A 22,211-nucleotide genomic window follows, 5' to 3' on the forward strand; every position below is an offset into this window, starting at 1 on the left:
GCTGTCCCGGCGCGAGGACGACGTGGCACGGAACGCCGGTGCCCCGCACACTGGAGCTCTGCTCCGCGCGTGCGTCTCCTCCCGAGTGCTGTCACAGATCCGACCACTGGTCGGTCGTAATGAGTGACGCCCCCTGATCGGAGAAGACCGTGGCAGTCACCGAACAACGTCTTTCCACCATGGTGCTGGTGATCGGCACCGGAGGTGCGGGCCTGCGGGCGGCGATCGAGCTGGGCGAGGCCGGCGTCGACGTCCTCGCCGTGGGCAAACGCCCCAAGGCGGACGCCCATACGGCACTCGCCGCCGGCGGCATCAACGCGGCGCTGGCCACCATGGATCCCGAGGACAGCTGGCAACAGCACGCGGCGGACACCATCAAGGAGAGCTATCTGCTCGCCGACCCCCGCACGGTGGAGATCGTCACGCAGGGAGCCGCCCGGGGCATCGACGACCTGGAACGCTTCGGCATGGCCTTCGCCCGGGAGGAGGACGGCCGTATCTCGCAGCGGTTCTTCGGCGCGCACAAGTTCCGGCGCACCGCCTTCGCCGGCGACTACACCGGACTGGAGATCCAGCGCACCCTGGTCCGCCGCGCCGAGCAACTCGGGATCCCCGTGCTCGACGGCGTCTACATCACCCGGCTGCTGGTGCATGAGGGTGCCGTCTTCGGTGCGTACGGCTTCGACCTCGCGACCGGACGGCGTTGCGTGATCCACGCCGACGCCGTCATCCTCGCCGCCGGCGGCCACACCCGGATCTGGCGGCGCACGTCCTCACGGCGCGACGAGAACACGGGGGACTCGTTCCGTCTGGCCGTGGAGGCCGGAGCCCGCCTGCGCGACCCGGAGCTGGTCCAGTTCCATCCCTCCGGGATCATCGAACCGGAGAACGCGGCCGGCACCCTGGTCAGCGAGGCCGCCCGGGGCGAAGGCGGGGTCCTGCGCAACGCCCTCGGGGAGCGGTTCATGGCCCGCTACGACCCCGACCGGATGGAGCTCTCCACCCGCGACCGCGTCGCCCTGGCCTCCTACACGGAGATCAAGGAAGGGCGGGGCACCCCCAAGGGCGGTGTGTGGCTCGACGTGTCCCACTTGCCCCGGCAGACGATCATGACGCGGCTCCCCCGCGTCTACCAGACGATGCTCGACCTGCAGATGCTGGACATCACCCGCGAGCCGATCGAGATCGCGCCCACCGCGCACTACTCGATGGGCGGCGTGTGGGTGCGTCCCGAGGACCACAGCACCGATGTGCGGGGCCTGTACGCCATCGGGGAGGCGTCGAGCGGGCTGCACGGCGCCAACCGCCTCGGCGGCAACAGTCTCATCGAACTGCTGGTCTTCGGCCGTATCACGGGGCAGGCCGCCGCCGCGTACTCGCAGTCCCTGACCGCACAGCGCCGGTCGGCGTCGGCCGTCGCCGAGGCCCGCACGGAGGTCGACAGCCTGCTCGCGGCGGACGGGCCCGAGAACGTACGTGCCCTGCAACGCGCCATCCGTAACACCATGACCGAGCACGCCGGGGTCGTACGCGATGAGGAGGGCCTGCGTGCGGGGCTGGCGGAACTCGCCCTGATCGAGAAGCGGATGGAGGACGTCGGCGTACACCCCGACATCGCCGGCTATCAGGACCTCGCGCACGCCTTCGATCTCAAGTCCGCCGCCCTGGCGGCCCGGGCCACCCTCGAAGCGGCGCTGGAGCGTCGCGAGACCCGCGGCTGCCACAACCGCAGCGACCACCCCGGCCTCGACCCCGCTCTGCAGGTCAATCTCGTGTGGTCCCCGACGACCGGTGTCACCCGCGAGAGCATCCCGAGCGGTTCCGACGAGATCTCGTCGCTGATGGAGGAGGTCTCGACCGACGGCAAGCTCGCCGAATGAGCTGCTGTGTGAGCGCTGCTGTCACAAGTAGGACCCCTGCTCTGTCACTTCCAGTGCAGACCAATCCAGTGCAGACCAAGAATCTCTCCGAGAGGAAAGCACCATGAAGGTCGTAGTGATCGGTGGAACCGGGCTCATCGGGTCGAAGCTCGTCGGCAAGCTCGAGGAGCACGGGCACGAGGCGGTCGCAGCCGCGCCGAACACCGGCGTCAACACGCTGACGGGCGAGGGCCTCGCCGAGGTCCTGAAGGACGCGTCGGTCGTGGTCGACGTGTCCAACTCCCCTTCGTGGGAGGACGACGCCGTCATGAAGTTCTTCCGCACCTCCACGGAAAACCTGCTCAACGCGGAGGCCGAGGCCGGCGTGACCCACCACGTCGCCCTGTCCGTGGTCGGCACCGACCGCCTCCAGGAGAGCGGGTACTTCCGGGCCAAGCAGGCCCAGGAAGAGCTGATCAAGGCGTCCGGCATGCCCTACTCCCTCGTCCACGCCACCCAGTTCTTCGAGTTCATCAAGGGGATTGCGGACATCTCGACCGAGGGCGACACGGTGCGGCTGGCCCCCGCCAAGTTCCAGCCGATCTACTCCGACGACGTGGCGGCGGCCGTCGGCCGTACCGCGGTCGGCGATCCCGTCAACGGCACGGTGGAGGTCGCGGGCCCCGACGTGTTCCAGCTCGACGAGCTCATCCGCGAGACGCTCGCCGCCCAGAACGACCCCCGCACGGTCGTCACCGACCCGCACGCCCCGTACGCCGGCGCCGAGTTGGAGGAAACCACGCTCCTGCCGGGTCCGGACGCACACCTCGCCGGGACCAGGCTGCCCGACTGGCTCGCGAAGCAGCAGTAGGTCCTGCTCCTGCTACGTGGCCCCTGCCCGGGAGATGCCGTATGGCGGGTACGGATGACGCGGTCCCGATCGCGGAGTTGCTCGACGAACGGCGGCATCTGCTGCATGTCGCGTACTGGATGCTCGGCAGCAGCCGTGCGGCGGAGAACGTCATCGACGAGACCTACCGACGGTGGTTCGAACTGCCGGAGCAGGTCCGGGCACGGATCACGGCGCCGCGGTCGTGGCTGGCGGGCGTCGCCGGGAGTATCTGCCTGACGTGGCCGGCCCTGCCCGAACTGGACAGGGCCGGTGCGGTCGCCGATCTCGTGCGCCGGACCGACTCGCGTGGTGCCGGATCGCGTGGTGCCGAACCGCAGGGTGCCGAACCGGCCGCCCTGGCCAGGCACAGTCTGCGGGCCCGGCACGCGCGTCCCACGTCGGCCCGGCAGCACGACACGGTTGCACGTGCGGTGCATCTGGCCTGCGTGACGCACGACGAGGGGCTCCTGACGTCCCTCCTCGCGGCCGATGCCACGGCCTTCTTCGACGGTGGCGGCAAGGTGCGGACCCTGATCGATCCGGTACACGGCAATACCCACGTGGCCCGCACCCTGCTGACCCTGCTGGCCCGACATCCACGAACCACCTTGCACCCCCGCCCCGTCAACGGACGGACCGGTCTGGTGGTGCGCTACGGCCCTCACGTGGCCGCCGTCATCAGCCTCGACGTCGCCGGCCCTCACGTCGTCCAGGTGTGGGGCACCCTCAACCCCGACAAGCTCCGCACCTGGAACCGCCCCTCACCCGGCACCTGACGGGCCGTCAACATCACCGGCACTGGCGGGCGGTGTTGATGCACCGGACCATCTGGTTCATCAGCCGCTCGTCGAAGACGTTGACGAAGTCGCCGTGGTCCGTGACCGGCTTGTGCATCTGCTCGGGGAAACCGTCCACCGCGTAGAACGGGCTGGAGCTGCCGTCGTCGTTCAGGCTGGGCGCGTTCACGTCGTAGACCAGGCGCTGCACGAGCTGCGGAATGGCCCGGAAGCCGCTCGGGCAAACGCCCGTGCGCGGATCGGCGTAGGCGACGTGGGTGCGGTGGTTGGCGCTGTCCACGTTCCGGCCGTCCCAGCAGCTCTGGAACTTCGACGTCCGGACCAGGCGGCTGCCCTCGGGACAGATCGGGTACTGGTCCGTCAGCTGACGGTTCTCGAAGCCTGTGCAGCTCCACGCCGCGTTGGCGTTCGCGGTGCCGTTGGTGAACGCCTTGGCGTCACCGGTGATGATCCGCAGGAACTTGGGCATGGCCACGACCTTGCCCCGCGCGTTCCCCACGTAGTCCAGGGTCACCTGCGACGCGGTGAGGATCCTGCCGGTGTTGCCCTCGGCGCCGCCGCCCTGTTGCCCGGCGTCGAACTCCTCGGTGCCGTCCTGCAGCCGGAGGACCGGCCAGTAGTACGACGACTTGTCGCCCTGGTTCCGGCAGGTCGTCTCGCCGTTCGCGAAGTCCTGGTTGTCGGCGAACGCGTCGTTGGCCTGGTTGCCGACGTAGTCGTGGGTGTGATGAGCACCGTTGTCCACACCGGGCGCGACGATGACGTTGTCGGAGTTGTAGAGCTTGTTCTCGTTCACACCGCACCGGGTGGTGAAGGTTCCCCTGGACGCGTTGCGCGACTTGCGGGGCACTGTCACGTTGGGCCGGACCTTGGTGATGTCGACGAAGTCGGCGGCGACGGGACCATTGCCTTCCTGACCACCGGCGCCGGACTCCCCCTGGCCCTGCTCCTGGCCGCTGCCGGAATCGCGCAACGTACAGGCGGCCATTGACTCAAGACCCTGCGGCCTCTCCCCCACCCTGTCCATGGCGGCGGCGATCCGCTCGATCGTCGCGGCCCGCTTGTCCTTGAGGGGGCCGAGGACGGCGTTGTTCGCGAAGCCGCTGTCCTGCGCCATCGCCCGGCCCGAACTCCGCAGCTTCTGGTACGCCTCGGAGATCTGGCTGTCCAGCAGGGCGAGTTCCTTGTCGACCTGTGCCCTGGCCCCGGCCGGGGTCTGCTCCAGCCGGCTGCCGACGTCGGGGCAGTCGATGGTCGAGGCCTGCGGGGCCACGGCTTGGCCCGCTCCGCCCTGAGAAGACCGTTTGACGGTGTTGCCGCCGGACGTCTCATGGGCGGAGGCGTACACGTTCACGACCACCAGCCCGCCCCCTCCGAGCGTGAGGGCCGCCAGGGCGGCAATGACCTTGCCGCTCGTGCTCTTCGTTCGTTTTCGTGCGTTGCGCCGCATGGACTTCCTCCGAACTCTCGTGGTGGGACCGCCACCAGAGTTGTCCATGGGGCTGATGTGAAGGGGGAGTTCGGTTGTCGCGTCAGTTTCTCGTAAGAACTCGCGATCCAGTCCGGGGTGGGTGATCCGTAGGTCAACCGGATGAGGAGCATGCCGACAACGGTGGTGGCCGCCGGTCTGGTCGACCCCGTCCAGGTCACAGTCTTCCCTGTCCGACTTCGACCTCAGCTCCACGCACTCACCGGCACCTGGTCGGTGCCTGGCATGATCGGCATGTGACCAGTGAATCTGCCCCGTCCAGCCGTTCGCGGTACGTCCTGTTCGATGTGGACGGCACGTTGATGGACGCGGTGAGCAACCAGCGTCAGGTGTGGCGGGTGTGGGCGAAGCGGTACGGGCTGGATGCGGACGAGGTGTACCAAGTGGCCCTGCGGACGCGGCCGGTGGAGACGTTCGCGCGGGTCTGTCCTGACCGAGATCCGCACGAGTGTCTGGCAGCGCTGCACGAGCTGGAGGACGACGACGTCCGGTCCGGCGTCTACGCGGCCTTCGACGGTGCGTCGGAGCTCCTGCACGGCCTGCCGTCGGCGTCCTGGGCACTGGTGACCTCGAACTACGAGCACCGGGTACGCGGCCGTTTCCAGCGGACGGGCTTGCCGATGCCGGGCGTGATCGTGGACGCGGCCGCTGTTGAGGAGGGCAAACCCTCTCCCGATCCGTATCTGCGGGCCGCTGCGCGGCTGGGTGCCGAGCCGGGAGACTGCCTGGTCATCGAGGACGCCCCGTCCGGAGTGCAGTCCGGTCTACGGGCCGGCATGACCGTGTGGGGAGTGAACGCCGCTGTCGCGGTGGAGGGCGTGCACCGTCACTTCGAAAGCCTCCGTGCGGCGGTCCCGCACATCCTGGCCTTCGCGTCCGGGCTGCAGGCGCATCGCCGATGACGCCGCGCACGGCCGAACCCGCCGGTGTTTGCTGCCCGTTGCCTTCACCTGCCTTTCAAGTGTGGTGTGTTGGTCCGGCCGCACGACCTGTGCCACGTTCGGCCGGCACACCGGCCGGCAACGATCTCCCGGCGAGCGACTCCGCAAGCTCGGCATTCGCCTCGCGGAAACCCGCTCAACCGCGCTGTTACGCAGCCGACATCAGCCGATGGTTGTCACGTCAGAACTGAAGACAAGAGAGGACGCCTCATGGGCGTTTACGTGTCGATCAGAGGATGGCTGGAGTGCGACGAGACACAACTCGCCGCCGTCCGCAAGGTCATCTCGTCTCATGAAGACAACCACTACTCCAACGGGTGGGGCTCACCGCGCCAGCACACCAACTGGACCCACTACATCTTCTACGGGGCTGACATCCGTGCGTCGGCCCTGGACTGGTTCATTGATCAGATCAAGGAGATTGCTCGGATCCCCGCTTCCGACGACGACGGAGACCTCGTCCAAGGTCTATTCCTCGTCAGCCACGAAGTCGACGGAACGAGCGAATGGCAGGTCCGCGACGGCCGGCTCTTCACCTCGCCGGCCGACACCAGACACCAATTCCTCGACGGGTAGCTCACCCATGTGGTGGGCCGAGCAGGCGACCGCGCCCCGTGCGCGAGCACGACCGCCGATGACCGCACCGACCCACACCCGACCGTCGACCTGTCATGAGCGCATCGCGCGAAGCGGGGTTCGGAGCCAAGCCCCGGGGTGTCCTGCGGCCCGCGGGCCTGGAGAACGCACGCGTTGTGTCACGCACACCAACATCAAACTGTCCGCCGTCGCAGAACACATCCTCAAGCACACCCAAGGCGCCCCACTTCACAAGGCCCTGCTGATGGAACTGCTCAAAGCCCTGGCCCAGCACACCACGTCATCTCCGCCCTGCCAGGGAACCCGCACAGACGGCCCCTACGACCTACTCGGGCCGGCCCCCGGGGGCGTCATCGTCGAGCAGGGCGATGCTGGCCGTGATGCGTTTACCGACCGGCTCTCGCTGGGCCTCGAAGCCCTGGGCGACGGCCAGAACGATCTCCAAACCGTGCTGTCCGACCCTGCCGACATCGGCGGCCCGGGCCACCGGCAGGACCGGGTCGGAGTCCCACACCTCTACTTCGACCACGTCGCCGTCAATCCGCAAGTGCATCAGCACGGGGCCCGGAGCGTACTTGCGGGCGTTGGTGACCAGCTCACTGACGACCAGCTGCGTGAGGTCCATACCGCGCTGCGAGACCGCAACCCCGTGTCTGCTCTGAGTGCGCCTCAGGAAGTCGGCAGCAAGATGACGGGCTTGAGCAATCGTTGTGCCGTCTCCCTCCAGGGCCACCGTGGTCTGCAAGCGTGAACACCCGGCCCCGGCCCTGCCGTCCTCGCCCAGCGGCCCCGCTTCCCTCATCACTGCCATCGCTCCCCGTTCACACGCCGCGCCTACCCACCCCCGCACGATTGACTCCCCCGCATACGGTGACGCCGAAAGCGCCTTGCCGGCTCCACTGCCCATCGGGTTGATCCCTATGATGCGGGCAGCACTTGGGGCGAGGACCTGGGCATGCCAGGATCACCGACATGGCTGATGACGAATGGACGGGTACCGGACGGGCTGGGCAACTGGGCCAACTGTCGGTCGTTGCCGCGGTCGACGGCGGCATACGCGTGGTGACCGTCGCAGGGGAGGTCGATCAGCACACCGGTGAACCGCTGCAGCAGGCCCTGGAGGTGACCACTCCTCCCGGCCCGCGTGTCGTAGTCGACATGAGCGAAGTCAGCTTCATGGACTCCACCGGCATCAACATCTTCATCACCGCCCACAAGGCTCTCGCCGAGGCCGGCGGCTGGCTGCGCCTGGCCGCCCTCGCCGAACCCGTGCAGCGCACGATCCGACTCGTCGGCCTCCACACCTTCATCGACTCCCACGAAACCCTCGACCAAGCCCTCAACCGCTGACAACCGCCCACCCTGTCCGGCCTCGCGCCCGATGCCGGGGTAGGCATGGCCGCAGACAAAGCGCGGCGCTCGGAAGACGTGCGCTCCCTCCCAGTGGCGCTCACTCCCGGCAGGGACAGTGCGCTTTCCCGGGCCTCGGAGATCGCGGATCTGGTCGTGTTCCTGGCGGGCGACCGCGCTGCGAACATCACGAGAGTGGGCCGCACTCCCCGGCCGAGTGCACAACCGGTGCACACTCGGCCGGGAACGGGAACTCCTGCGGAACCCCTGGAACTGGAGGGAAGTACTCCGCAACCGCCAGCACGATTGCCCAGGTCAGCAGGTGTGCAGGTCAAGCCCAGGCAGTCACCGGCACGAACGAGCTGTCCTGCCGGAACAGCTCCGTCCCGTCCGCCCGTTCCACCCGCAGCTGATAGCTGTAGTGGCGCAGGTAGTACCCGGGGTAGTTGTACGACTCGAAGCGCAGCGAGCCGCTCGATGTGCCCGTGCGGGCGACGAACGTGGCGTCTCTCGCGAACGTCGATGTGCCGTCGTTGGTGTCGAAGCGGGCTCGGAAGTCCCAGTGGCGGAGGTACTTGCCGGACGAGTCACGGAAGGAGTAGCCGTTCGCGTCGGCGAGGCCGGGCACCACCGTGAAGGTCGATGACTGCTTCTCGGCGGCCGTGCTGGAGCCGCTGACCACCGGGATGTTGAGCAGGGAGGACTGTGCCTGCCAGTAGCGGGTGGTGTAGTTGGCCGACTGGAAGGAACGGGTGACGTTCTTCGCCAGGGCCGGGCCGCCCGAGACGGTCTCCTTGATGACCGTGAAGTGGCGGGCCGTTCCGGAGACGGCGGGCAGGGCGGCCGGGGCCGACCAGGTCGCGAAGGTGTCGTAGCTGTCGCTGTAGTAGTACGTGCCGTCGCCGTAGCCGTCGAAGAAGAGCCGCCAGCCGCCGTTGTCGAGCTGGACGAGTGCGGGGCCCTCGCGGTAGCTGCCCCAGCCGGCCCAGTCGCCGGTGCGGGAGATCGTGTACGGGCCGGTGAGGCTCGACGCCGTGGCGTACTCGATGTACTTCGTCGTCTCGTTCTTGGTGAAGGCGTGGTAGGTCGAGCCGAGCTTCACGATGAACGTGTCGATGTGGTTCGCGCCGATACCGGACAGCGCCACCGGTGAACTCCACGCCGTGAGACCGGAGTTCGTGGCCCTCAGCAGATACGGCGTGAAGATCCACTCGTCGTTGGCGGTCGAGCAGGACACGATGACGTTCACGCTGCCGTCGCTGTCGACGAACCACTCCGGCGCCCACGCGCGGGAGAGGCCCGCGATCGGGATCGTGTAGTCGTACAGGAACGTCCAGTTGACCCGGTCGGCGCTGCGGGCGAAGCCGATGGTGGTGCTGGTGTCCTGCCAGGTGTGAGTCGTGTAGGTGACGTAGTAGTAGCCGTTGGTGTGCTTGAAGATGCTCGCGTCGCGGATGCGGTTGCTCGGCGGCGTGTAGGCGGAGGCCTTCGCCAGGCGGAAGTCGGTGGCGTCGTCCGACTGGTAGACGTTCACGGTCCCGTCGTCGCTGTTCAGGAACGGCACGATCGTGTACCGGGTGGCCGATCCGCTCGGCGGTGCGGCGGCCAGGGCGGTACCGAGCAGTCCGGGCGCTTCACCCAGCACGAGGGCCGAGGCGGGCAGGACGGCCATCGCGCGCAGCAGGGTGCGGCGGGACGGTCTGGGGGGCGGTGGGGTCACGGCGGCTCTCCATGACGTTCAGGGGTTCACGGGTTCACGGGTTCAGGGGCTCACACGACCCCATGCGTTCGGCATCTCGAACGCAGTTCGGTGAGGCGATCAGACGGTAGAGGTGGGACCAGGCCTCGTCAATGCTTGGCGCACGAAGCGGGAGATGCCTGTGGGAAGCCTGTGCTCCGGCGGCGCTCCCCCAATCGGACTCCCCCCGTTTCCGAAGTCGTTCCACCCGCGGGCCGCGGAGGTTACTGTTCGGTAGACAACGTCGTCCCGGAGGTGCCCGTATGACACCCGACCGTGCCGTAGGCCTCGCAGAGTCCGCCCGTGCGCTGGCCGACGGGGAGGTGACGTCGCAGGCGCTCGTCGCGGAGGCGCTCGCGCGGATCGAGGCGACCCAGGGGTCCCTGAACGCCTTCCGGGTGGTCCGGGCCGAGGCCGCCCTCGCCGAGGCGCAGGCCGCCGACGCGGAACTCGCCGCCGGCGGACGTCGCCCGCTGCTGGGCGTACCGGTCGCGGTGAAGGACGACATGGACGTGGCGGGCGAACCGACCGCGTTCGGCTGTTGCGGCGAGTTCCCTCCGGTCGCCGAGGACGGTGAGGCGGTACGGCGGCTGCGCGCGGCCGGGGCGGTGATCGTGGGCAAGACGAACACCTGCGAGCTGGGGCAGTGGCCGTTCACCGAGGGGCCGGCCTTCGGCGCGACCCGCAACCCGTGGCACTCGGACCACACGCCGGGGGGCTCGTCCGGTGGTTCGGCGGCCGCCGTGGCCGCCGGTCTGGTGCCCGCCGCGCTCGGCTCGGACGGCGCCGGCTCGGTGCGGATCCCGGCATCGTGGACGCATCTGATCGGCATCAAGCCGCAGCGCGGACGTGTCTCCACCTGGCCGCGCGGCGAGTCCTTCCAGGGCATCACCGTCAACGGCACCCTCGCCCGTACGGTGGCCGACGCGGCCCTCCTGCTGGACGCCGCGGCCGGCAACCACGACCTCGACCCGCACCGCCCGCCCGCGGTGGACGCCTCGGAGGCGGTCGGCCGCGAACCCGGACGGCTGCGCATCGCGCTCTCCCTGAAGCCGCCGTTCACCGCTCTGCCCGCCCGGCTGCAGCCGGAGGTACGGGCCAGGGTCGTCCGACTCGCCGAGAAACTGGGCGCGTTGGGGCACTTCGTCGAGGAGGCCGATCCGCCGTACGGCCAGATCGGGCTGACCTTCATCCCGCGGGCGACGGTAGGTATCGCCGAGTGGGCGAGCGCGGCGCCCTTCCCCGCGCTGCTCGACCGGCGCACCCGGGACGCCGCCCGGCTGGGCCGGCTCCTCGGCGGGGTCCCGCTGCGGGCGGCCCGGCGCGCGGAGGCGGTGCTGCACCGTCGTATCGGCGCGTTCTACGAGTCGTACGACGTGGTCCTCGCGCCCACAACGGCCGCTCCCCCGCCCCGCATCGGTGCGATGCTCGAACTCGGCGGTTTCGCCACCGACCGGGCGATGATCGCCGCCTGTCCCTATGCCTGGCCGTGGAACGTGCTGGGCTGGCCCGGCGTGAACGTCCCGGCCGGGTTCGTGGACGGTCTGCCCGTCGGCGCCCAGTTGCTCGGGCCGGCGAACAGCGAGCCCCTGCTGATCTCGCTGGCCGCGCAGTTGGAGGCGGAGCTGCGCTGGCACGAGCTGTGGCCGCCGCAGCAGGGCGAGACCGTTCCCGCCCCGGTCGTCTGAGGGGACGCAGGCCCTACCCTGTGACGATGGGCGATGCGTCGATGGTCGGGCTCATGGGGCGGGTCACCGGCACGGTGGGACCCGGGCTCGTCGGCGAGGTGATCGTGCGGGTGCGCGGCGGCGCCGAGCACTTCCTCGCCCATCCGGCCACCGGCAGCGACCGTATCGAACGCGGCACGGTGGTGATGGTGGTGGAGTACCAGCCGCCGCGGACCGTCTACGTCCAGGCTGCATACGACAGTTGAGCCCGCTCCTTCGCAGGTGAGAGCCGTCTGCGTCAAGGTTGCGGCAAGGATGCGTATGCCGATGGCTGTCGGCGTCGTTGCGGAGGTGGCGGTAGCTGCCGTCCTCGTTCTGATCGGTCTGTTCAAGATGATGTGGCGGGTCGCCGAACCCAACGAGGCACTGGTCATCTCCGGTTCCAAGCACCGCACCGAGGGCCTTGCGAACGAGACCGAGTTGCAGGTGGACTGTGTGACGCACCAGGGCATTCCGCTGAAGGTGCGGGGCGTGGTCATCTTCAAGGTGGGCGACGACTTCGTGTCGATCGCCAACGCGGCCCGTCGTTTCCTGGACCAGCAGAAGCTGATGTCGGAGCGGGTGCACAACGTCTTCGCCGGTCATCTGCGGTCCATCGTGGGCGGGTTGACCGTGGAGGACATGATCCGCGACCGGGAGAAGCTCACCGGGCAGACGCGGGCTGCGTGCGGTACCGAGATGGAGAAGCTCGGGCTCATCGTCGACTCGCTGCAGATCCACGAGATCGAGGACCCCACCGGGTACATCCAGAACCTGGCCATGCCGCACGCGGCGGCCGTGCAGCGGGACGCGCGGATCGCGCAGGCCGAGGCGAACCGGCTCGCCACCGAGGCGGAGCAGCAGAGTTACGCGCGGATGGCCGAGGCGACCCGGGACAGCGAGATCCTCCAGGCCGGCTACCAGGCCGAGCGCGACAAGGCGGGCGCCAAGGCCCGGCAGGCCGGTCCGCTCGCCGACGCGGCGGCCCAGCAGGAGGTCGTGGTCCAGGAGACCCGGGTCGCCGAACTGGAGGCGCACCGCCGGGAGCAGCAGCTCCAGGCCGATGTCCGCAAACCCGCCGACGCGCAGGCCTACGAGAAGCGCACCCTGGCCGAGGCCGAGCGCGACGCGCGGATCTCGGCGGCGCAGGCCAAGGCGAAGGAGACGGAGCTGGCAGCCGCCGCCGAGGCGACCCGGGTCAAGACGGCTGCCGGCGCCGAGGCCGAGGCGACCGAGGCGCGCGGCACGGCGACAGCCGCGGCGACTCGCGCCACCGGCGAGGCGGAGGCCGCCGCCGCACAGGCCAAGGGCCTCGCGCAGGCCGAAGCGGCCAAGGCCAAGGGGCTCGCGGAGGCGGAGGCCATCAAGGCCCGGGCCGCCGCCCTCGCCGAGAACCAGGAGGCCGTGGTCGCGCAGCAACTCGCCGAGAACTGGCCGGAGATCGTCCGGGCCGGCGCGTCCGCCTTCGGCAGCGTCGACAACATGGTGCTGCTCAACGGCGCCGACGGCATGGCGGACATGTTCGCCAAGGCGCTCACCATGGGCGGTACGGGACTGGGGCTGGCCCGCCGGCTGCTCGCGTCGATGAACCAGAACGGGCAGGTGCCGAAGGAGGGTTCTTCGCTCAACGGGCTCGCCCAGAAGGTGCCGATGGACGAGAAGTGACCCGGTGCGAGAGGTGACCGGGCGCGAGAAGTGACCCGGCGGACGTGCTCGCGGGGGCAGCCTCTAGGGTGCCCCCGTGAGCATCTCCACCGATGAGAACGTCCCGGGCCGGTTCGGCCCCTCCGCCACGACCGAGGCCGATCCCCGCACGGTCGGCAAGGTGCGCACCGAGTACTCCCCCGCGCACGACGGCGACCCCGACCCCGGGGAGATCGTCTGGACCTGGGTGCCCTTCGAGGAGAACGACGGGCGGGGCAAGGACCGGCCGGTGCTCGTGGTGGCCCGGGAGCCCGGCGGGACGTTCCTCGCGGTGCAGTTGTCCAGCAAGCGGCACGACGGGGACCGTGAGTGGGTCGCCATCGGCAGCGGGCCGTGGGACCGGACGGGGCGCGACTCCTGGGTCGACGTGGACCGCATCCTCCGCCTGCATGAACAGGGCATGCGCCGGGAGGCGTGCGCCCTGGACCGCGGGCGGTTCAACCTGGTCAGGCACCGGCTGCACGAGCGCTACGGCTGGACCTGAGCGCTACCGCCGGAGCTGCCCCTCGAGGAACGCCCGGACGAACGCGGCTCGCACCGGGCTGTCCGGCGTGCGGTCCAGGATGCCGAACACCACGTGCTCGAAGGCCCCGGCGAACCGCCCGCCGGGCGTGAGCACCCCCCGGAAAGCGCCTGCCACCTGCACCGGGTCGTTCTGGAACACCCCGCAGCCCCAGGCGCCGAGCACCAGGCGCCGGTACCCGTGCACCAGGGCCGTCTCCAGCACCCGCTCGGCCCGGGTCGCAAGGGCGCCCGGCAACTCGGCCGTGCGCTGCGGGGCCGTACGCCGGATGACGCCCGCGTTCGGTGCGGCGGCCGTCAGGAAGCACGCCCGGTACGGGGCGTCCAGCAGGCTGCCGCGGTCGTCGCGGAAGACGGGCACGCCGGGTGAGTGGATGACACGGTCGGTGTAGAACGGGTCGCGGTGGGCCCGATGGTGGTCGTAGAACGCGCGGGCGCCGAGCAGGCTGGTGTACAGCGCCGAGGCGCGGCACAGGGCTTCCTCCTGGGCCTGGGCGCCGTTCAGATAGCCGCCGCCGGGGTTGCGGGCCGAGGCGAAGTTCAGTACGGCCGTCCCGGTCCCGAGGCGACGGGCCGCCTCCAGGCTGCTCTCGCCCGTGACCTCGAAGAACGTCTCCCATTCAGGGCCCTGCCGCACCGGCACCAGCACCGGGTCCGGCCCGTACATCCGGGTGCCGTCCCGCGCCGCCTCGATCGCCGGCGCGAGGGACACCTCGCTGCCGTCCGGCGCGCGGTACCTCCCCGCCGCCACGATCTCTTGCGTCTGCTGCGCGATGCCGCGCAGGCGCGCGCTCATGGCGCCACCCCCGTGCGCGCCATGACCGTGCGACCGCGTCGGCTGCACGCGATCTCCCCCGTCGTGCTCATGCAGGCATCCTGAGCGATGCTGGTCATGCGGTGCAACAGAATTTCCCGGGCCGACAGCTGACCGAGAACGCTGGGGAAAGCCCCCGCCAACGCCCGGAGAGCAAAGATTACGCACCCGGAACGTGCCGGTTCGCGCCCTTGTGCGAAGCGACGCGAGGGTCTTGGGTGGGACGAGTGTGCCGGCCCGCCCACAAGATCCGGGCCGGGTGGCATCTGGACTCTCAGGAGGATCCACGACATGTCAGATTCGGTGAGCGACTGTACGGAGCAGCCGCGCTCCGCAGTCACCGAAGCCGAGGTGGAGGCCCTGGTCCGGGGCATCTGCTTCAAGACGGGCCCGCCCCGCGCCCTCGGGGTCGAAGTGGAATGGCTCGTCCATGAGCTGCACAGCCCGCAGCTCCCCGTGACACCCGAACGACTCGAAGCGGCCTACGCCGCACTACGGACCGTGCCCCTGAGGTCGGCGCTCACCGTCGAACCCGGCGGTCAGCTGGAGCTGAGCTCCCCGCCCGCCGCCTCGCTGATGGAGTGCATCGGTACCGTCTCCGCCGACCTCGACGCCGCCCGCGCGGTGCTGCGCGAGCACAGCCTCGGTCTGGTCGGCATGGGCAATGATCCCTGGCACTCACCCCGCCGTTTCCTGCGCCAGCCGCGCTATGACGCCATGGAGGCGTACCTGGACCGGGCGGGCCCGGCAGGCCGCGCCATGATGTGCACCTCGGCTTCCGTGCAGGTGTGCCTGGACTCCGGATACGAGGAGCCCGGCCCGCTCGGGCACGGAAGGCGCTGGTGGCTGGCACACCAGCTGGGCGCGGTTCTGGTCGCCGCGTTCGCCAACTCCCCACTGGCCGGGAACGAGCCCACGGGCTGGCTCTCCACCCGGCAGTTGCTGTGGATGGAGATAGGCCCGGGCCGCGCGGGCGCACCTCCGCTGAACGGCGACCCGCGGGTCGCCTGGGCGCGGCACGTCCTGGACGCGCCGGTGATGTGCGTACGGCGGGACGGCGGCCCGTGGGACGTCCCGGACGGGCTGACGTTCCGGGAGTGGACCAGGTCGGGAGCGCCGAGGCCACCGACGCAGGAGGACCTCGACTATCACCTGACGACACTGTTCCCGCCGGTCAGACCGCGGGGCCATCTGGAACTGCGCATGATCGACGCACAGCCGGGCGAGGACGGGTGGATCGTGCCGCTCGCCGTGGCCACGGCGCTCTTCGACGACCCCGAGGCCGCCGAGACCGCCTACCGCGCGGTGAAGCCGCTGGCCGAGCGCGGCATGTCGCTGCCCGCCCCGCACAATCCGCTGTGGCTCGACGCGGCCCGCTCGGGCCTCGCCGACCCGGAGTTGCAGGAGGTGGCGGACACCTGCTTCGCGGCGGCGCTGGAGGCCCTGCCCCGTTTGGGGGCCACGACCGAGGTCACGGACACCGTCGCGGCGTACCGGGACCGCTATGTCAGCAAGGGCCGCTGCCCCGCCGACGACCTGCTGGACGAGCTCTACGGCACGGACCGCACCCTGCACGGGAAGGACAACCGGACATGACCGACCCCGCCCACGACGCCGACACGCTCCGCGAGCGGGCACTGACCACCCTCACCACCGCCCGTGCCCGGACGACCCTGTTGACCTCCTGCGTCGAGGACCCCGACCTCACCGCCCAGCATTCGCCGCTGATGTCCCCCCTGGTGTGGGACCTCGCGCACATCGGCAACCAGGAGGAGCAGTGGCTGCTCCGGACGGTCGCCGGGCGGGAGGCGATGCGGCCCGAGATCGACGGCATCTACGACGCCTTCGAGCACCCTCGCGCCGCCCGCCCCACCCTGCCGCTGCTGCCGCCGACCGAGGCCCGTCACTACGCCTCCGAGGTGCGCGGACGGGTCCTGGACCTGCTGGAGAGCACCGCGTTCCACGGGACGCGGCTGACCGAGGCGGCATTCGCCTTCGGAATGATCGCGCAGCACGAGCAGCAGCACGACGAGACGATGCTGATCACCCATCAGCTCCGCAGGGGCCCGCAGGCCCTGACGGCCCCCGACCCGGAACCGGCGCCCCTGCTGACGGGACCGTCGGAAGTCCTGGTCCCCGGCGGCCCGTTCACGATGGGCACCTCGACCGAGCCGTGGGCGCTGGACAACGAACGCCCGGCGCACCGGCGCGAGGTGCCGCCGTTCTACATCGACACCACACCGGTGACGAACGCCGCGTACAAGGCGTTCATCGAGGACGGCGGCTACGACGACGACCGCTGGTGGACGCCGGAGGGCTGGGCGCACATCCGCGGGAACTCGATCCACGCGCCGCTGTTCTGGCGCCGGGACGGCAAGCAGTGGCTCCGCCGCCGCTTCGGCGTCACCGAGGTGGTACCGCCCGACGAGCCCGTCCTGCACGTGTGCTGGTACGAGGCGGACGCCTACGCCCGCTGGGCCGGGCGCCGGCTGCCCACCGAGGCCGAGTGGGAGAAGGCCGCCCGCCACGACCCGGCCGGGAACCGCTCGATGCGCTACCCGTGGGGCGACGACGATCCCGGACCGGAGCACGCCAACCTCGGTCAGCGGCATCTGCGCCCCGCGCCGGCCGGCAGCTATCCGGAGGGCGAATCTCCCCTCGGCGTACGGCAGTTGATCGGTGATGTGTGGGAGTGGACGGCGAGCGACTTCCTGCCGTACCCGGGCTTCCAGGCGTTCCCGTACAAGGAGTACTCGGAGGTGTTCTTCGGGCCGGAGTACAAGGTGCTGCGCGGCGGTGCGTTCGCCGTGGACGCGGTCGCCTGCCGGGGCACCTTCCGCAACTGGGACTATCCGATCCGTCGGCAGATCTTCTCCGGGTTCCGCACGGCCCGGTCCGCGGGGGACACCTGATGTGCCGTCACCTGGCCTATCTGGGCCCCGAGGAGCCGCTCGGCACACTCCTGGTGGAACCCCCACACGGCCTGTACCGCCAGTCGTGGGCGCCTCGGCGGCAGCGGTACGGGACCGTCAACGCCGATGGTTTCGGGGTCGGTTGGTACGCGGCGGGCGACCCGGTGCCGGCGCGGTACCGCCGGGCCGGGCCCATCTGGGCGGATCCGTCCTTCGCCGATCTGGCCCGGGTCGTACGCAGCGGCGCGCTGCTGGCCGCCGTGCGGGACGCGACGCTGCCGGGCGCCGATCAGGAGGCCGCGGCGGCGCCGTTCGCCGCGGGTCCCTGGCTGTTCAGCCACAACGGCGCGGTGAAGGGCTGGCCGGGCTCGCTCGCGTCGCTCGTCCCGACCCTGCCCGCGGTGGACGTGCTGTCCATGGAGGCCCGCAACGACTCGGCGCTCGTATGGGCGCTGGTCCTGGCGCGGTTGCGCGGCGGCGACGACGAGGGGCAGGCGCTGGCCGACACGGTCCTGGAGGTCGCCGAGGCGGCCCCCGGTTCCCGGCTCAACCTGCTGCTCGGCAACGGCGAGACCATCGCCGCGACCGCCTGGGGCGACACCCTCTTCCATCTGACCCGGCCCGGCGGCGGCACCGTCGTGGCCTCCGAGCCGTACGACGACGATCCGCACTGGCAGGAGGTCCCCGACCGGACCCTCCTCGTGGCGAGCGGCACCGACGTGCTGCTCACCCCGCTCAAGGATCCGAGCGGCCCCCTGCACCCCTCCGCACCACCGAAGGAGCCCCGCACGTGAGTCCGTTCCTTCTCACCCGCACCCTGCCCGAGGACGCCACCGACGCCGCCCTGCGAGCCGACGTCCTCAAGGGCCTGACGAGCACGCCCAAGACGCTGCCGCCGAAGTGGTTCTACGACGCGCAGGGCAGCGAACTGTTCGAGAAGATCACCGAGTTGCCCGAGTACTACCCGACGCGCGCCGAGCGAGAGATCCTCGTCGACCGGGCCGGCGAGATCGCCGCGGCCACCGGCGCCCGCACGCTGGTCGAACTGGGTTCCGGCTCCTCGGAGAAGACGCGGTACCTGATCGACGCGCTGACGGGACTGCACACCTACGTGCCCGTCGACGTCAGCGAGAGCGCGCTCACCCTGGCCGGGCATGCCCTCATCGAGGAACGCCCGGAGCTGGACGTGCACGCGCTGATCGCCGACTTCACCGGCGGGCTGGCGCTGCCGGACACGCCGGGGCCCCGGCTGGTGGCGTTCCTCGGCGGCACGATCGGCAATCTGCTGCCGGCCGAGCGTGCCGCGTTCCTGGCGTCGGCGCGGTCCCTGCTCTCCCCCGGTGACGCGCTGCTGCTCGGCACGGATCTGGTCAAGGACGAGAGGGTCCTGGTCGAGGCGTACGACGACGCGGCCGGGGTGACGGCCGCGTTCAACAAGAACGTCCTGGCGGTGATCGACCGCGAGTTGGGCGCCGACTTCGATCCGGCCGCCTTCGACCACGTCGCCGTGTGGGACGCGGACCACGAGTGGATCGAGATGCGGCTGCGTTCCCGTGCGGCGCAGACGGTGAAGGTGCCCGCGCTGGACCTCGCCGTCCACTTCGCGGCGGGCGAGGACATGCGCACCGAGGTGTCGGCGAAGTTCCGGAAGGAGGGTGTCCGCGCGGAACTCTCGGCCGCCGGGCTGGAGCTGGCGCACTGGTGGACGGACGGCGAGGGTCGCTTCGCGCTGTCACTCAGCGTGGCGCGGTGACGGACGGCTCGCGCGATGCCCCTCCTTGGGGCACCGTGGAGTGACGCGTGTGAGAGGAGCACCCACATGTCGAACCACACCTACCGGGTCACGGATATCGTCGGCACCTCGCCGGAGGGCGTGGACCAGGCCATCCGCAACGGCATCGAGCGTGCCTCGCAGACCCTGCGCAACCTGGACTGGTTCGAGGTGACCGAGGTGCGCGGCCAGCTCGACGACGGGCAGATCGCGCACTGGCAGGTGACCATGAAGGTCGGCTTCCGTCTGGACGAGGCCGGGTAGCGGGCCCGGCGCCTCTCCTCAGGTCCGCCCCTCCCGCTCCTGCGCCACCTTCAGCGCCGCGGAGGGGGCGGACCAGCGTGCCCGTACGACGGTGAATCCGGCCCGTTCGGCGTCCTCGCAGACCAGCTCGTCGTCGTCCACCAGGACCCGGATCTCGTGGGTCCGGGCGAGGCGGCGCAGGATCTCCAGCTTGGTGCGCCGGGCGGGCCGCCGGTCGTCGTTGCGCCGCATGTACACGCGCCCCTCGGGCAGCCCGTGCGCGGCGAGCCAGTCGAGTGTGTCCCGCCGGCAGCGCTCGGGCCGCCCGGTCAGATAGCGGACCTCGCACTCCTGCGCGCTCTCCCGAGCCAGCGCGACACCTTCCGCGAGGGGCGGGTCGTGCGGGGCGGCGGCGAAGAAGCCGTCCCAGTCACGCGGCTTGCGCTCCAGGAAGTGCTGGCGGTGTGCCGTGTCGGCGAGGGTGTTGTCCAGGTCGAACACGGCGAGGGGGCGGTCGTTGCTGTCGGTCACGTCCGTCACTCTAATCCGGGGCCCTGATGTGAAACAGTCCGACCCGAAGGCATGGTCCGGACTAATTCACCGAAAGCCGTTATCCGCGCGCTTCACATGATCGCCGGAAAAACAAGAGGGGCGAATGCGCCACAGCGGGGCGGCAATTCACATCGCCGGTTGATTGCTCAAAGAGAGCGCTGTCATACTCCGGCTTCCGGCTTTCGCCAACCGCCACCCGTCCCCATCAGGCCCGCACGCCCCCAGTGTGTTCGGCATGCCGCAGCGAAGAAGGTGCGCCTGTGCCCGAGTTTTCACCATGGCACGACAATTCCCTCACATCCAATTCTCCGGTTAATGGTCCCCTACCGTACAAACGCATATCCGAAGACGCCGAATTCCACTCCCTCCGCCGCGCCCAGCGCAGGTTCGGCGTGCGCGCGACGATCCTGTCGGTCGGCGGATTCCTGCTGTACGTACTGCTGTCGGACGCCGCTCCCGGCCTGATGAACCAGCGTCTGACCGGCCACCTCACCCTCGGCCTCGCGCTGGGTCTCGGCCAGTTCGTCGTGATGGGCGTGACGGCCTGGTGCTATGTACGGCACATGCGCACCCGGGTCGACCCGCTGGCCCGTGGCCTGGCCTCGCGACTGCGGCAGCAGGAGCTCGGATCACCCCGCGCCGCAGCGCCCCACGGCGAGGCCGGGGGGCACCGCACGTGGTGACCGTGTCCGCAGGCATCGTCGACAGGTTCAGCCTCAACCTGACGTTCGTGCTCTTCCTGACGGTGGTCGTGGTCACGCTGTTCATGGCGCTGCTGACAGCCCCTCAGCGCGACGAGATCAGCGAGTTCTACCTCGGCAACCGCACCATGTCCCCGCTGCGCAACGGCCTCGCGATGTGCGGCGACTACGTGTCGGCCGCGACCCTGCTCGGCAGCACCGGACTGGTCGCGCTCAACGGCTACGACGGCCTGCTGTACCTCGGCGGCACCGTCGTCGCCTGGATGATGGTGCTGCTCCTCATCGCCGAACCCCTGCGTCGCGCGGGCAAGTTCACCCTGGGTGACACGCTGGCCCTGCGGCTGCCCCGGATGCAACGCCCGGTCAGGATCGCCGTCGCGATGTGCACCCTCGCCATCGCGACGCTCTACCTGGTTGCCCAACTCGTGGGCAGCATCGCCCTGTTGACCCAGTTCACGGGCGAACCCGGCGCCGCGACACGGACCCTGTGCGTGATCGTGATCGGCACGGTCGTCATCGTGTACGCCGCGATCGGCGGCGCGCCCGGCGCCACCGTCATCCAGATCATCAAGGCGGTGATGCTGGTGGCGGGCGTGACGGTCACCGCCGTCATGGTGCTCAACCACTACGACTGGAACCCGGGCGCCCTGCTGTCCGCCGCCGCGAGCCACAGCGGCACCGGCACCCAGTTCCTCGAACCCGGACTGCGCTACGGCGTCAGCACCACCAGCAAGCTCGACTTCTTCAGCCTGGAACTGGCGATCGTCCTGGGCCTCGCCGCGCTCCCTCACGTGCTGATGCGCCTGCTCGCGCCGCGCAGGATCGACGTACTGCGTTCCTCCGTCGTATGGGCGGTGGGCCTGGTCGGCCTGGTCTGCCTCGCGGCCGGCATCCTCGGCCTCGGCGCCACCGCCATCGTCGGCCGGGAGACCATCGCGGAGACGGACCACAAGGGCGACTCCGCCGTCCTTCTCCTCGCCAACGCCCTGGGCGGCGGCATCCTCACCGCGCTGCTGTCCTGCCTCGCGTTCGTCACGCTGCTCGCGGTCGCGGCCGGCCTCACCCTCGCCGCCGCCTCGTCCCTCGCCCACGACCTGTACGGCGAGGTGATCCGCAAGGGGCGCGCGAGCGAGACCGAGGAGCTGATGGTCGCCCGGTTGTCCGCGGCCGTCATCGGCGTCCTCGCCATGATGCTCGCCCTCGTCTCCTGGGGCGCCAACACAGCGACGCTCGCCTTCCTCGCCTTCGCGATGGCGGCGTCCGCGATCCTGCCGACGATCGTGTACACCCTCTTCTGGCGCCGCTTCACGGGCCAGGGGGCGCTGCTCAGCCTCTGGGGCGGCCTGGTGTGCTCGGTCCTGCTGGTGCTGTTCTCCCCGGTGGTCTCCGCCAGGCCCGGCTCCTTCTACCCGGACTCGGACTTCGCCTGGTTCCCGCTCCAGAACCCCGGCATCGTCTCCATCCCGGCGGGCTTCTTCCTCGGCTGGCTCGGCACGGTGCTGAGCGACCGCCGACAGCCCCGGGACGACGCCGCCTACGAGGAGTTCGAGGTGCGGATGCTGGTGGGCGCCAAGGAGTGACTCCGAGCAGCAGCGCCCCTGCGCGGGCATGACCGACAGACGC

At 70.2% G+C, this 22,211-nt stretch carries 22 protein-coding genes; 17 read left to right on the top strand and 5 right to left on the bottom strand.

Annotated features, from left to right (window positions below; all coding sequences use genetic code 11):
• The first annotated feature begins 179 nt into the window (after window positions 1-179).
• The 3 genes from OG331_RS09520 to OG331_RS09530 all read left to right on the top strand — a co-directional run bounded on the left by OG331_RS09520 (window position 180) and on the right by OG331_RS09530 (window position 3,527).
• Window positions 180-1,880, top strand: coding sequence for an L-aspartate oxidase (locus tag OG331_RS09520; RefSeq protein ID WP_406209873.1), 1,701 nt, complete (start codon window positions 180-182; stop codon window positions 1,878-1,880).
• 103 nt (window positions 1,881-1,983) lie between these two features.
• Complete coding sequence (locus OG331_RS09525) at window positions 1,984-2,730, top strand: SDR family oxidoreductase (RefSeq protein WP_406193933.1); 747 nt, start codon at window positions 1,984-1,986, stop codon at window positions 2,728-2,730.
• Between the two features lie 41 nt (window positions 2,731-2,771).
• Window positions 2,772-3,527 (top strand): RNA polymerase subunit sigma, encoded by a 756-nt coding sequence (locus OG331_RS09530; RefSeq protein ID WP_406193935.1) that lies wholly within the window; start codon window positions 2,772-2,774, stop codon window positions 3,525-3,527.
• Between the two features lie 13 nt (window positions 3,528-3,540).
• Here the strand turns inward: OG331_RS09530 and OG331_RS09535 are convergent, their stop codons facing one another.
• Complete coding sequence (locus OG331_RS09535) at window positions 3,541-4,998, bottom strand: DUF1996 domain-containing protein (RefSeq protein WP_406193937.1); 1,458 nt, start codon at window positions 4,996-4,998, stop codon at window positions 3,541-3,543.
• A gap of 275 nt (window positions 4,999-5,273) precedes the next feature.
• Here OG331_RS09535 and OG331_RS09540 point away from each other — a divergent pair, with 275 nt between their 5' ends.
• On the top strand, window positions 5,274-5,939 hold the full coding sequence (locus tag OG331_RS09540) for an HAD family hydrolase (RefSeq protein ID WP_406193939.1): 666 nt from the start codon (window positions 5,274-5,276) through the stop codon (window positions 5,937-5,939).
• Window positions 5,940-6,188: 249 nt separating this feature from the next.
• Window positions 6,189-6,554 (top strand): hypothetical protein, encoded by a 366-nt coding sequence (locus tag OG331_RS09545; protein ID WP_406193941.1) that lies wholly within the window; start codon window positions 6,189-6,191, stop codon window positions 6,552-6,554.
• 346 nt (window positions 6,555-6,900) lie between these two features.
• Here the strand turns inward: OG331_RS09545 and OG331_RS09550 are convergent, their stop codons facing one another.
• Entirely contained in the window at window positions 6,901-7,377 is a 477-nt protein-coding gene (locus OG331_RS09550) for an ATP-binding protein (RefSeq protein WP_406209876.1), read from the bottom strand.
• A 170-nt stretch (window positions 7,378-7,547) separates the two neighbouring features.
• On the opposite strand from OG331_RS09550, the gene OG331_RS09555 reads away from it, so the two are divergent.
• Entirely contained in the window at window positions 7,548-7,925 is a 378-nt protein-coding gene (locus OG331_RS09555; protein ID WP_406193943.1) for an STAS domain-containing protein, read from the top strand.
• 331 nt (window positions 7,926-8,256) lie between these two features.
• Here the strand turns inward: OG331_RS09555 and OG331_RS09560 are convergent, their stop codons facing one another.
• The gene (locus OG331_RS09560) at window positions 8,257-9,645 is read right to left on the bottom strand and encodes a glycoside hydrolase family 43 protein (RefSeq protein WP_406193945.1); all 1,389 of its coding nucleotides are present in this window, start codon (window positions 9,643-9,645) and stop codon (window positions 8,257-8,259) included.
• Window positions 9,646-9,926: 281 nt separating this feature from the next.
• On the opposite strand from OG331_RS09560, the gene OG331_RS09565 reads away from it, so the two are divergent.
• The 4 genes from OG331_RS09565 (at window position 9,927) to OG331_RS09580 (ending at window position 13,557) form a co-directional block, all read left to right on the top strand.
• Window positions 9,927-11,351 (top strand): amidase, encoded by a 1,425-nt coding sequence (locus OG331_RS09565; RefSeq protein ID WP_406193947.1) that lies wholly within the window; start codon window positions 9,927-9,929, stop codon window positions 11,349-11,351.
• Between the two features lie 26 nt (window positions 11,352-11,377).
• A complete protein-coding gene (locus tag OG331_RS09570) occupies window positions 11,378-11,596 on the top strand; it encodes a hypothetical protein (RefSeq protein ID WP_406193949.1) in 219 nt (72 codons plus the stop codon).
• A gap of 55 nt (window positions 11,597-11,651) precedes the next feature.
• Window positions 11,652-13,034: an SPFH domain-containing protein gene (locus OG331_RS09575; protein ID WP_406193951.1), complete on the top strand. Its 1,383-nt coding sequence runs from the start codon at window positions 11,652-11,654 to the stop codon at window positions 13,032-13,034.
• Window positions 13,035-13,110: 76 nt separating this feature from the next.
• A complete protein-coding gene (locus OG331_RS09580; RefSeq protein ID WP_406193953.1) occupies window positions 13,111-13,557 on the top strand; it encodes a type II toxin-antitoxin system PemK/MazF family toxin in 447 nt (148 codons plus the stop codon).
• Window positions 13,558-13,560: 3 nt separating this feature from the next.
• Here OG331_RS09580 and OG331_RS09585 read toward each other — a convergent pair whose 3' ends face one another.
• A complete protein-coding gene (locus OG331_RS09585) occupies window positions 13,561-14,391 on the bottom strand; it encodes a TIGR02452 family protein (RefSeq protein ID WP_406193955.1) in 831 nt (276 codons plus the stop codon).
• A gap of 309 nt (window positions 14,392-14,700) precedes the next feature.
• On the opposite strand from OG331_RS09585, the gene egtA reads away from it, so the two are divergent.
• The 5 genes from egtA to OG331_RS09610 all read left to right on the top strand — a co-directional run bounded on the left by egtA (window position 14,701) and on the right by OG331_RS09610 (window position 19,356).
• The gene (egtA, locus tag OG331_RS09590; protein WP_406193957.1) at window positions 14,701-16,005 is read left to right on the top strand and encodes an ergothioneine biosynthesis glutamate--cysteine ligase EgtA; all 1,305 of its coding nucleotides are present in this window, start codon (window positions 14,701-14,703) and stop codon (window positions 16,003-16,005) included.
• Window positions 16,002-17,321: an ergothioneine biosynthesis protein EgtB gene (egtB, locus tag OG331_RS09595; RefSeq protein WP_406193959.1), complete on the top strand. Its 1,320-nt coding sequence runs from the start codon at window positions 16,002-16,004 to the stop codon at window positions 17,319-17,321. The genes egtA and egtB overlap by 4 nt, the downstream gene beginning before the upstream one ends.
• Complete coding sequence (gene egtC / locus OG331_RS09600; protein ID WP_406193961.1) at window positions 17,321-18,115, top strand: ergothioneine biosynthesis protein EgtC; 795 nt, start codon at window positions 17,321-17,323, stop codon at window positions 18,113-18,115. The genes egtB and egtC overlap by 1 nt, the downstream gene beginning before the upstream one ends.
• Window positions 18,112-19,074, top strand: coding sequence for an L-histidine N(alpha)-methyltransferase (gene egtD / locus OG331_RS09605; protein WP_406193963.1), 963 nt, complete (start codon window positions 18,112-18,114; stop codon window positions 19,072-19,074). Before egtC ends, egtD begins: the two co-directional genes overlap by 4 nt.
• 66 nt (window positions 19,075-19,140) lie before the next feature.
• On the top strand, window positions 19,141-19,356 hold the full coding sequence (locus OG331_RS09610; protein WP_328877705.1) for a dodecin: 216 nt from the start codon (window positions 19,141-19,143) through the stop codon (window positions 19,354-19,356).
• Between the two features lie 18 nt (window positions 19,357-19,374).
• On the opposite strand, the gene OG331_RS09615 is transcribed toward OG331_RS09610, so the two are convergent.
• Window positions 19,375-19,866, bottom strand: a complete 492-nt coding sequence (locus OG331_RS09615) for a hypothetical protein (protein WP_406193965.1) — start codon at window positions 19,864-19,866, stop codon at window positions 19,375-19,377.
• A gap of 281 nt (window positions 19,867-20,147) precedes the next feature.
• Between OG331_RS09615 and OG331_RS09620 the strand changes: the two genes are divergently transcribed.
• A complete protein-coding gene (locus OG331_RS09620) occupies window positions 20,148-20,570 on the top strand; it encodes a DUF485 domain-containing protein (RefSeq protein WP_406193967.1) in 423 nt (140 codons plus the stop codon).
• The gene (locus tag OG331_RS09625; protein ID WP_406193969.1) at window positions 20,564-22,168 is read left to right on the top strand and encodes a cation acetate symporter; all 1,605 of its coding nucleotides are present in this window, start codon (window positions 20,564-20,566) and stop codon (window positions 22,166-22,168) included. Before OG331_RS09620 ends, OG331_RS09625 begins: the two co-directional genes overlap by 7 nt.
• The last annotated feature ends 43 nt before the right edge of the window (window positions 22,169-22,211 follow it).

Origin of the sequence: Streptomyces sp. NBC_01017 (assembly GCF_045162795.1) — a bacterium.
GTDB classification, from domain to species: Bacteria; Actinomycetota; Actinomycetes; order Streptomycetales; family Streptomycetaceae; genus Streptomyces; species Streptomyces machairae.

What these genes read in the sequence shown, in the direction of transcription:
- OG331_RS09575 (WP_406193951.1), top strand. Translation starts at nt 11,652, where the DNA reads ATGCCGATGGCTGTCGGCGTCGTTGCGGAGGTGGCGGTAGCTGCCGTC.
- OG331_RS09535 (WP_406193937.1), bottom strand. Translation starts at nt 4,998, where the DNA reads ATGCGGCGCAACGCACGAAAACGAACGAAGAGCACGAGCGGCAAGGTC.
- OG331_RS09525 (WP_406193933.1), top strand. Translation starts at nt 1,984, where the DNA reads ATGAAGGTCGTAGTGATCGGTGGAACCGGGCTCATCGGGTCGAAGCTC.
- OG331_RS09530 (WP_406193935.1), top strand. Translation starts at nt 2,772, where the DNA reads ATGGCGGGTACGGATGACGCGGTCCCGATCGCGGAGTTGCTCGACGAA.
- OG331_RS09610 (WP_328877705.1), top strand. Translation starts at nt 19,141, where the DNA reads ATGTCGAACCACACCTACCGGGTCACGGATATCGTCGGCACCTCGCCG.
- OG331_RS09570 (WP_406193949.1), top strand. Translation starts at nt 11,378, where the DNA reads ATGGGCGATGCGTCGATGGTCGGGCTCATGGGGCGGGTCACCGGCACG.
- OG331_RS09520 (WP_406209873.1), top strand. Translation starts at nt 180, where the DNA reads ATGGTGCTGGTGATCGGCACCGGAGGTGCGGGCCTGCGGGCGGCGATC.
- OG331_RS09585 (WP_406193955.1), bottom strand. Translation starts at nt 14,391, where the DNA reads ATGAGCGCGCGCCTGCGCGGCATCGCGCAGCAGACGCAAGAGATCGTG.
- OG331_RS09565 (WP_406193947.1), top strand. Translation starts at nt 9,927, where the DNA reads ATGACACCCGACCGTGCCGTAGGCCTCGCAGAGTCCGCCCGTGCGCTG.
- egtA (WP_406193957.1), top strand. Translation starts at nt 14,701, where the DNA reads ATGTCAGATTCGGTGAGCGACTGTACGGAGCAGCCGCGCTCCGCAGTC.
- OG331_RS09550 (WP_406209876.1), bottom strand. Translation starts at nt 7,377, where the DNA reads ATGAGGGAAGCGGGGCCGCTGGGCGAGGACGGCAGGGCCGGGGCCGGG.
- egtB (WP_406193959.1), top strand. Translation starts at nt 16,002, where the DNA reads ATGACCGACCCCGCCCACGACGCCGACACGCTCCGCGAGCGGGCACTG.
- egtC (WP_406193961.1), top strand. Translation starts at nt 17,321, where the DNA reads ATGTGCCGTCACCTGGCCTATCTGGGCCCCGAGGAGCCGCTCGGCACA.
- OG331_RS09545 (WP_406193941.1), top strand. Translation starts at nt 6,189, where the DNA reads ATGGGCGTTTACGTGTCGATCAGAGGATGGCTGGAGTGCGACGAGACA.
- OG331_RS09555 (WP_406193943.1), top strand. Translation starts at nt 7,548, where the DNA reads ATGGCTGATGACGAATGGACGGGTACCGGACGGGCTGGGCAACTGGGC.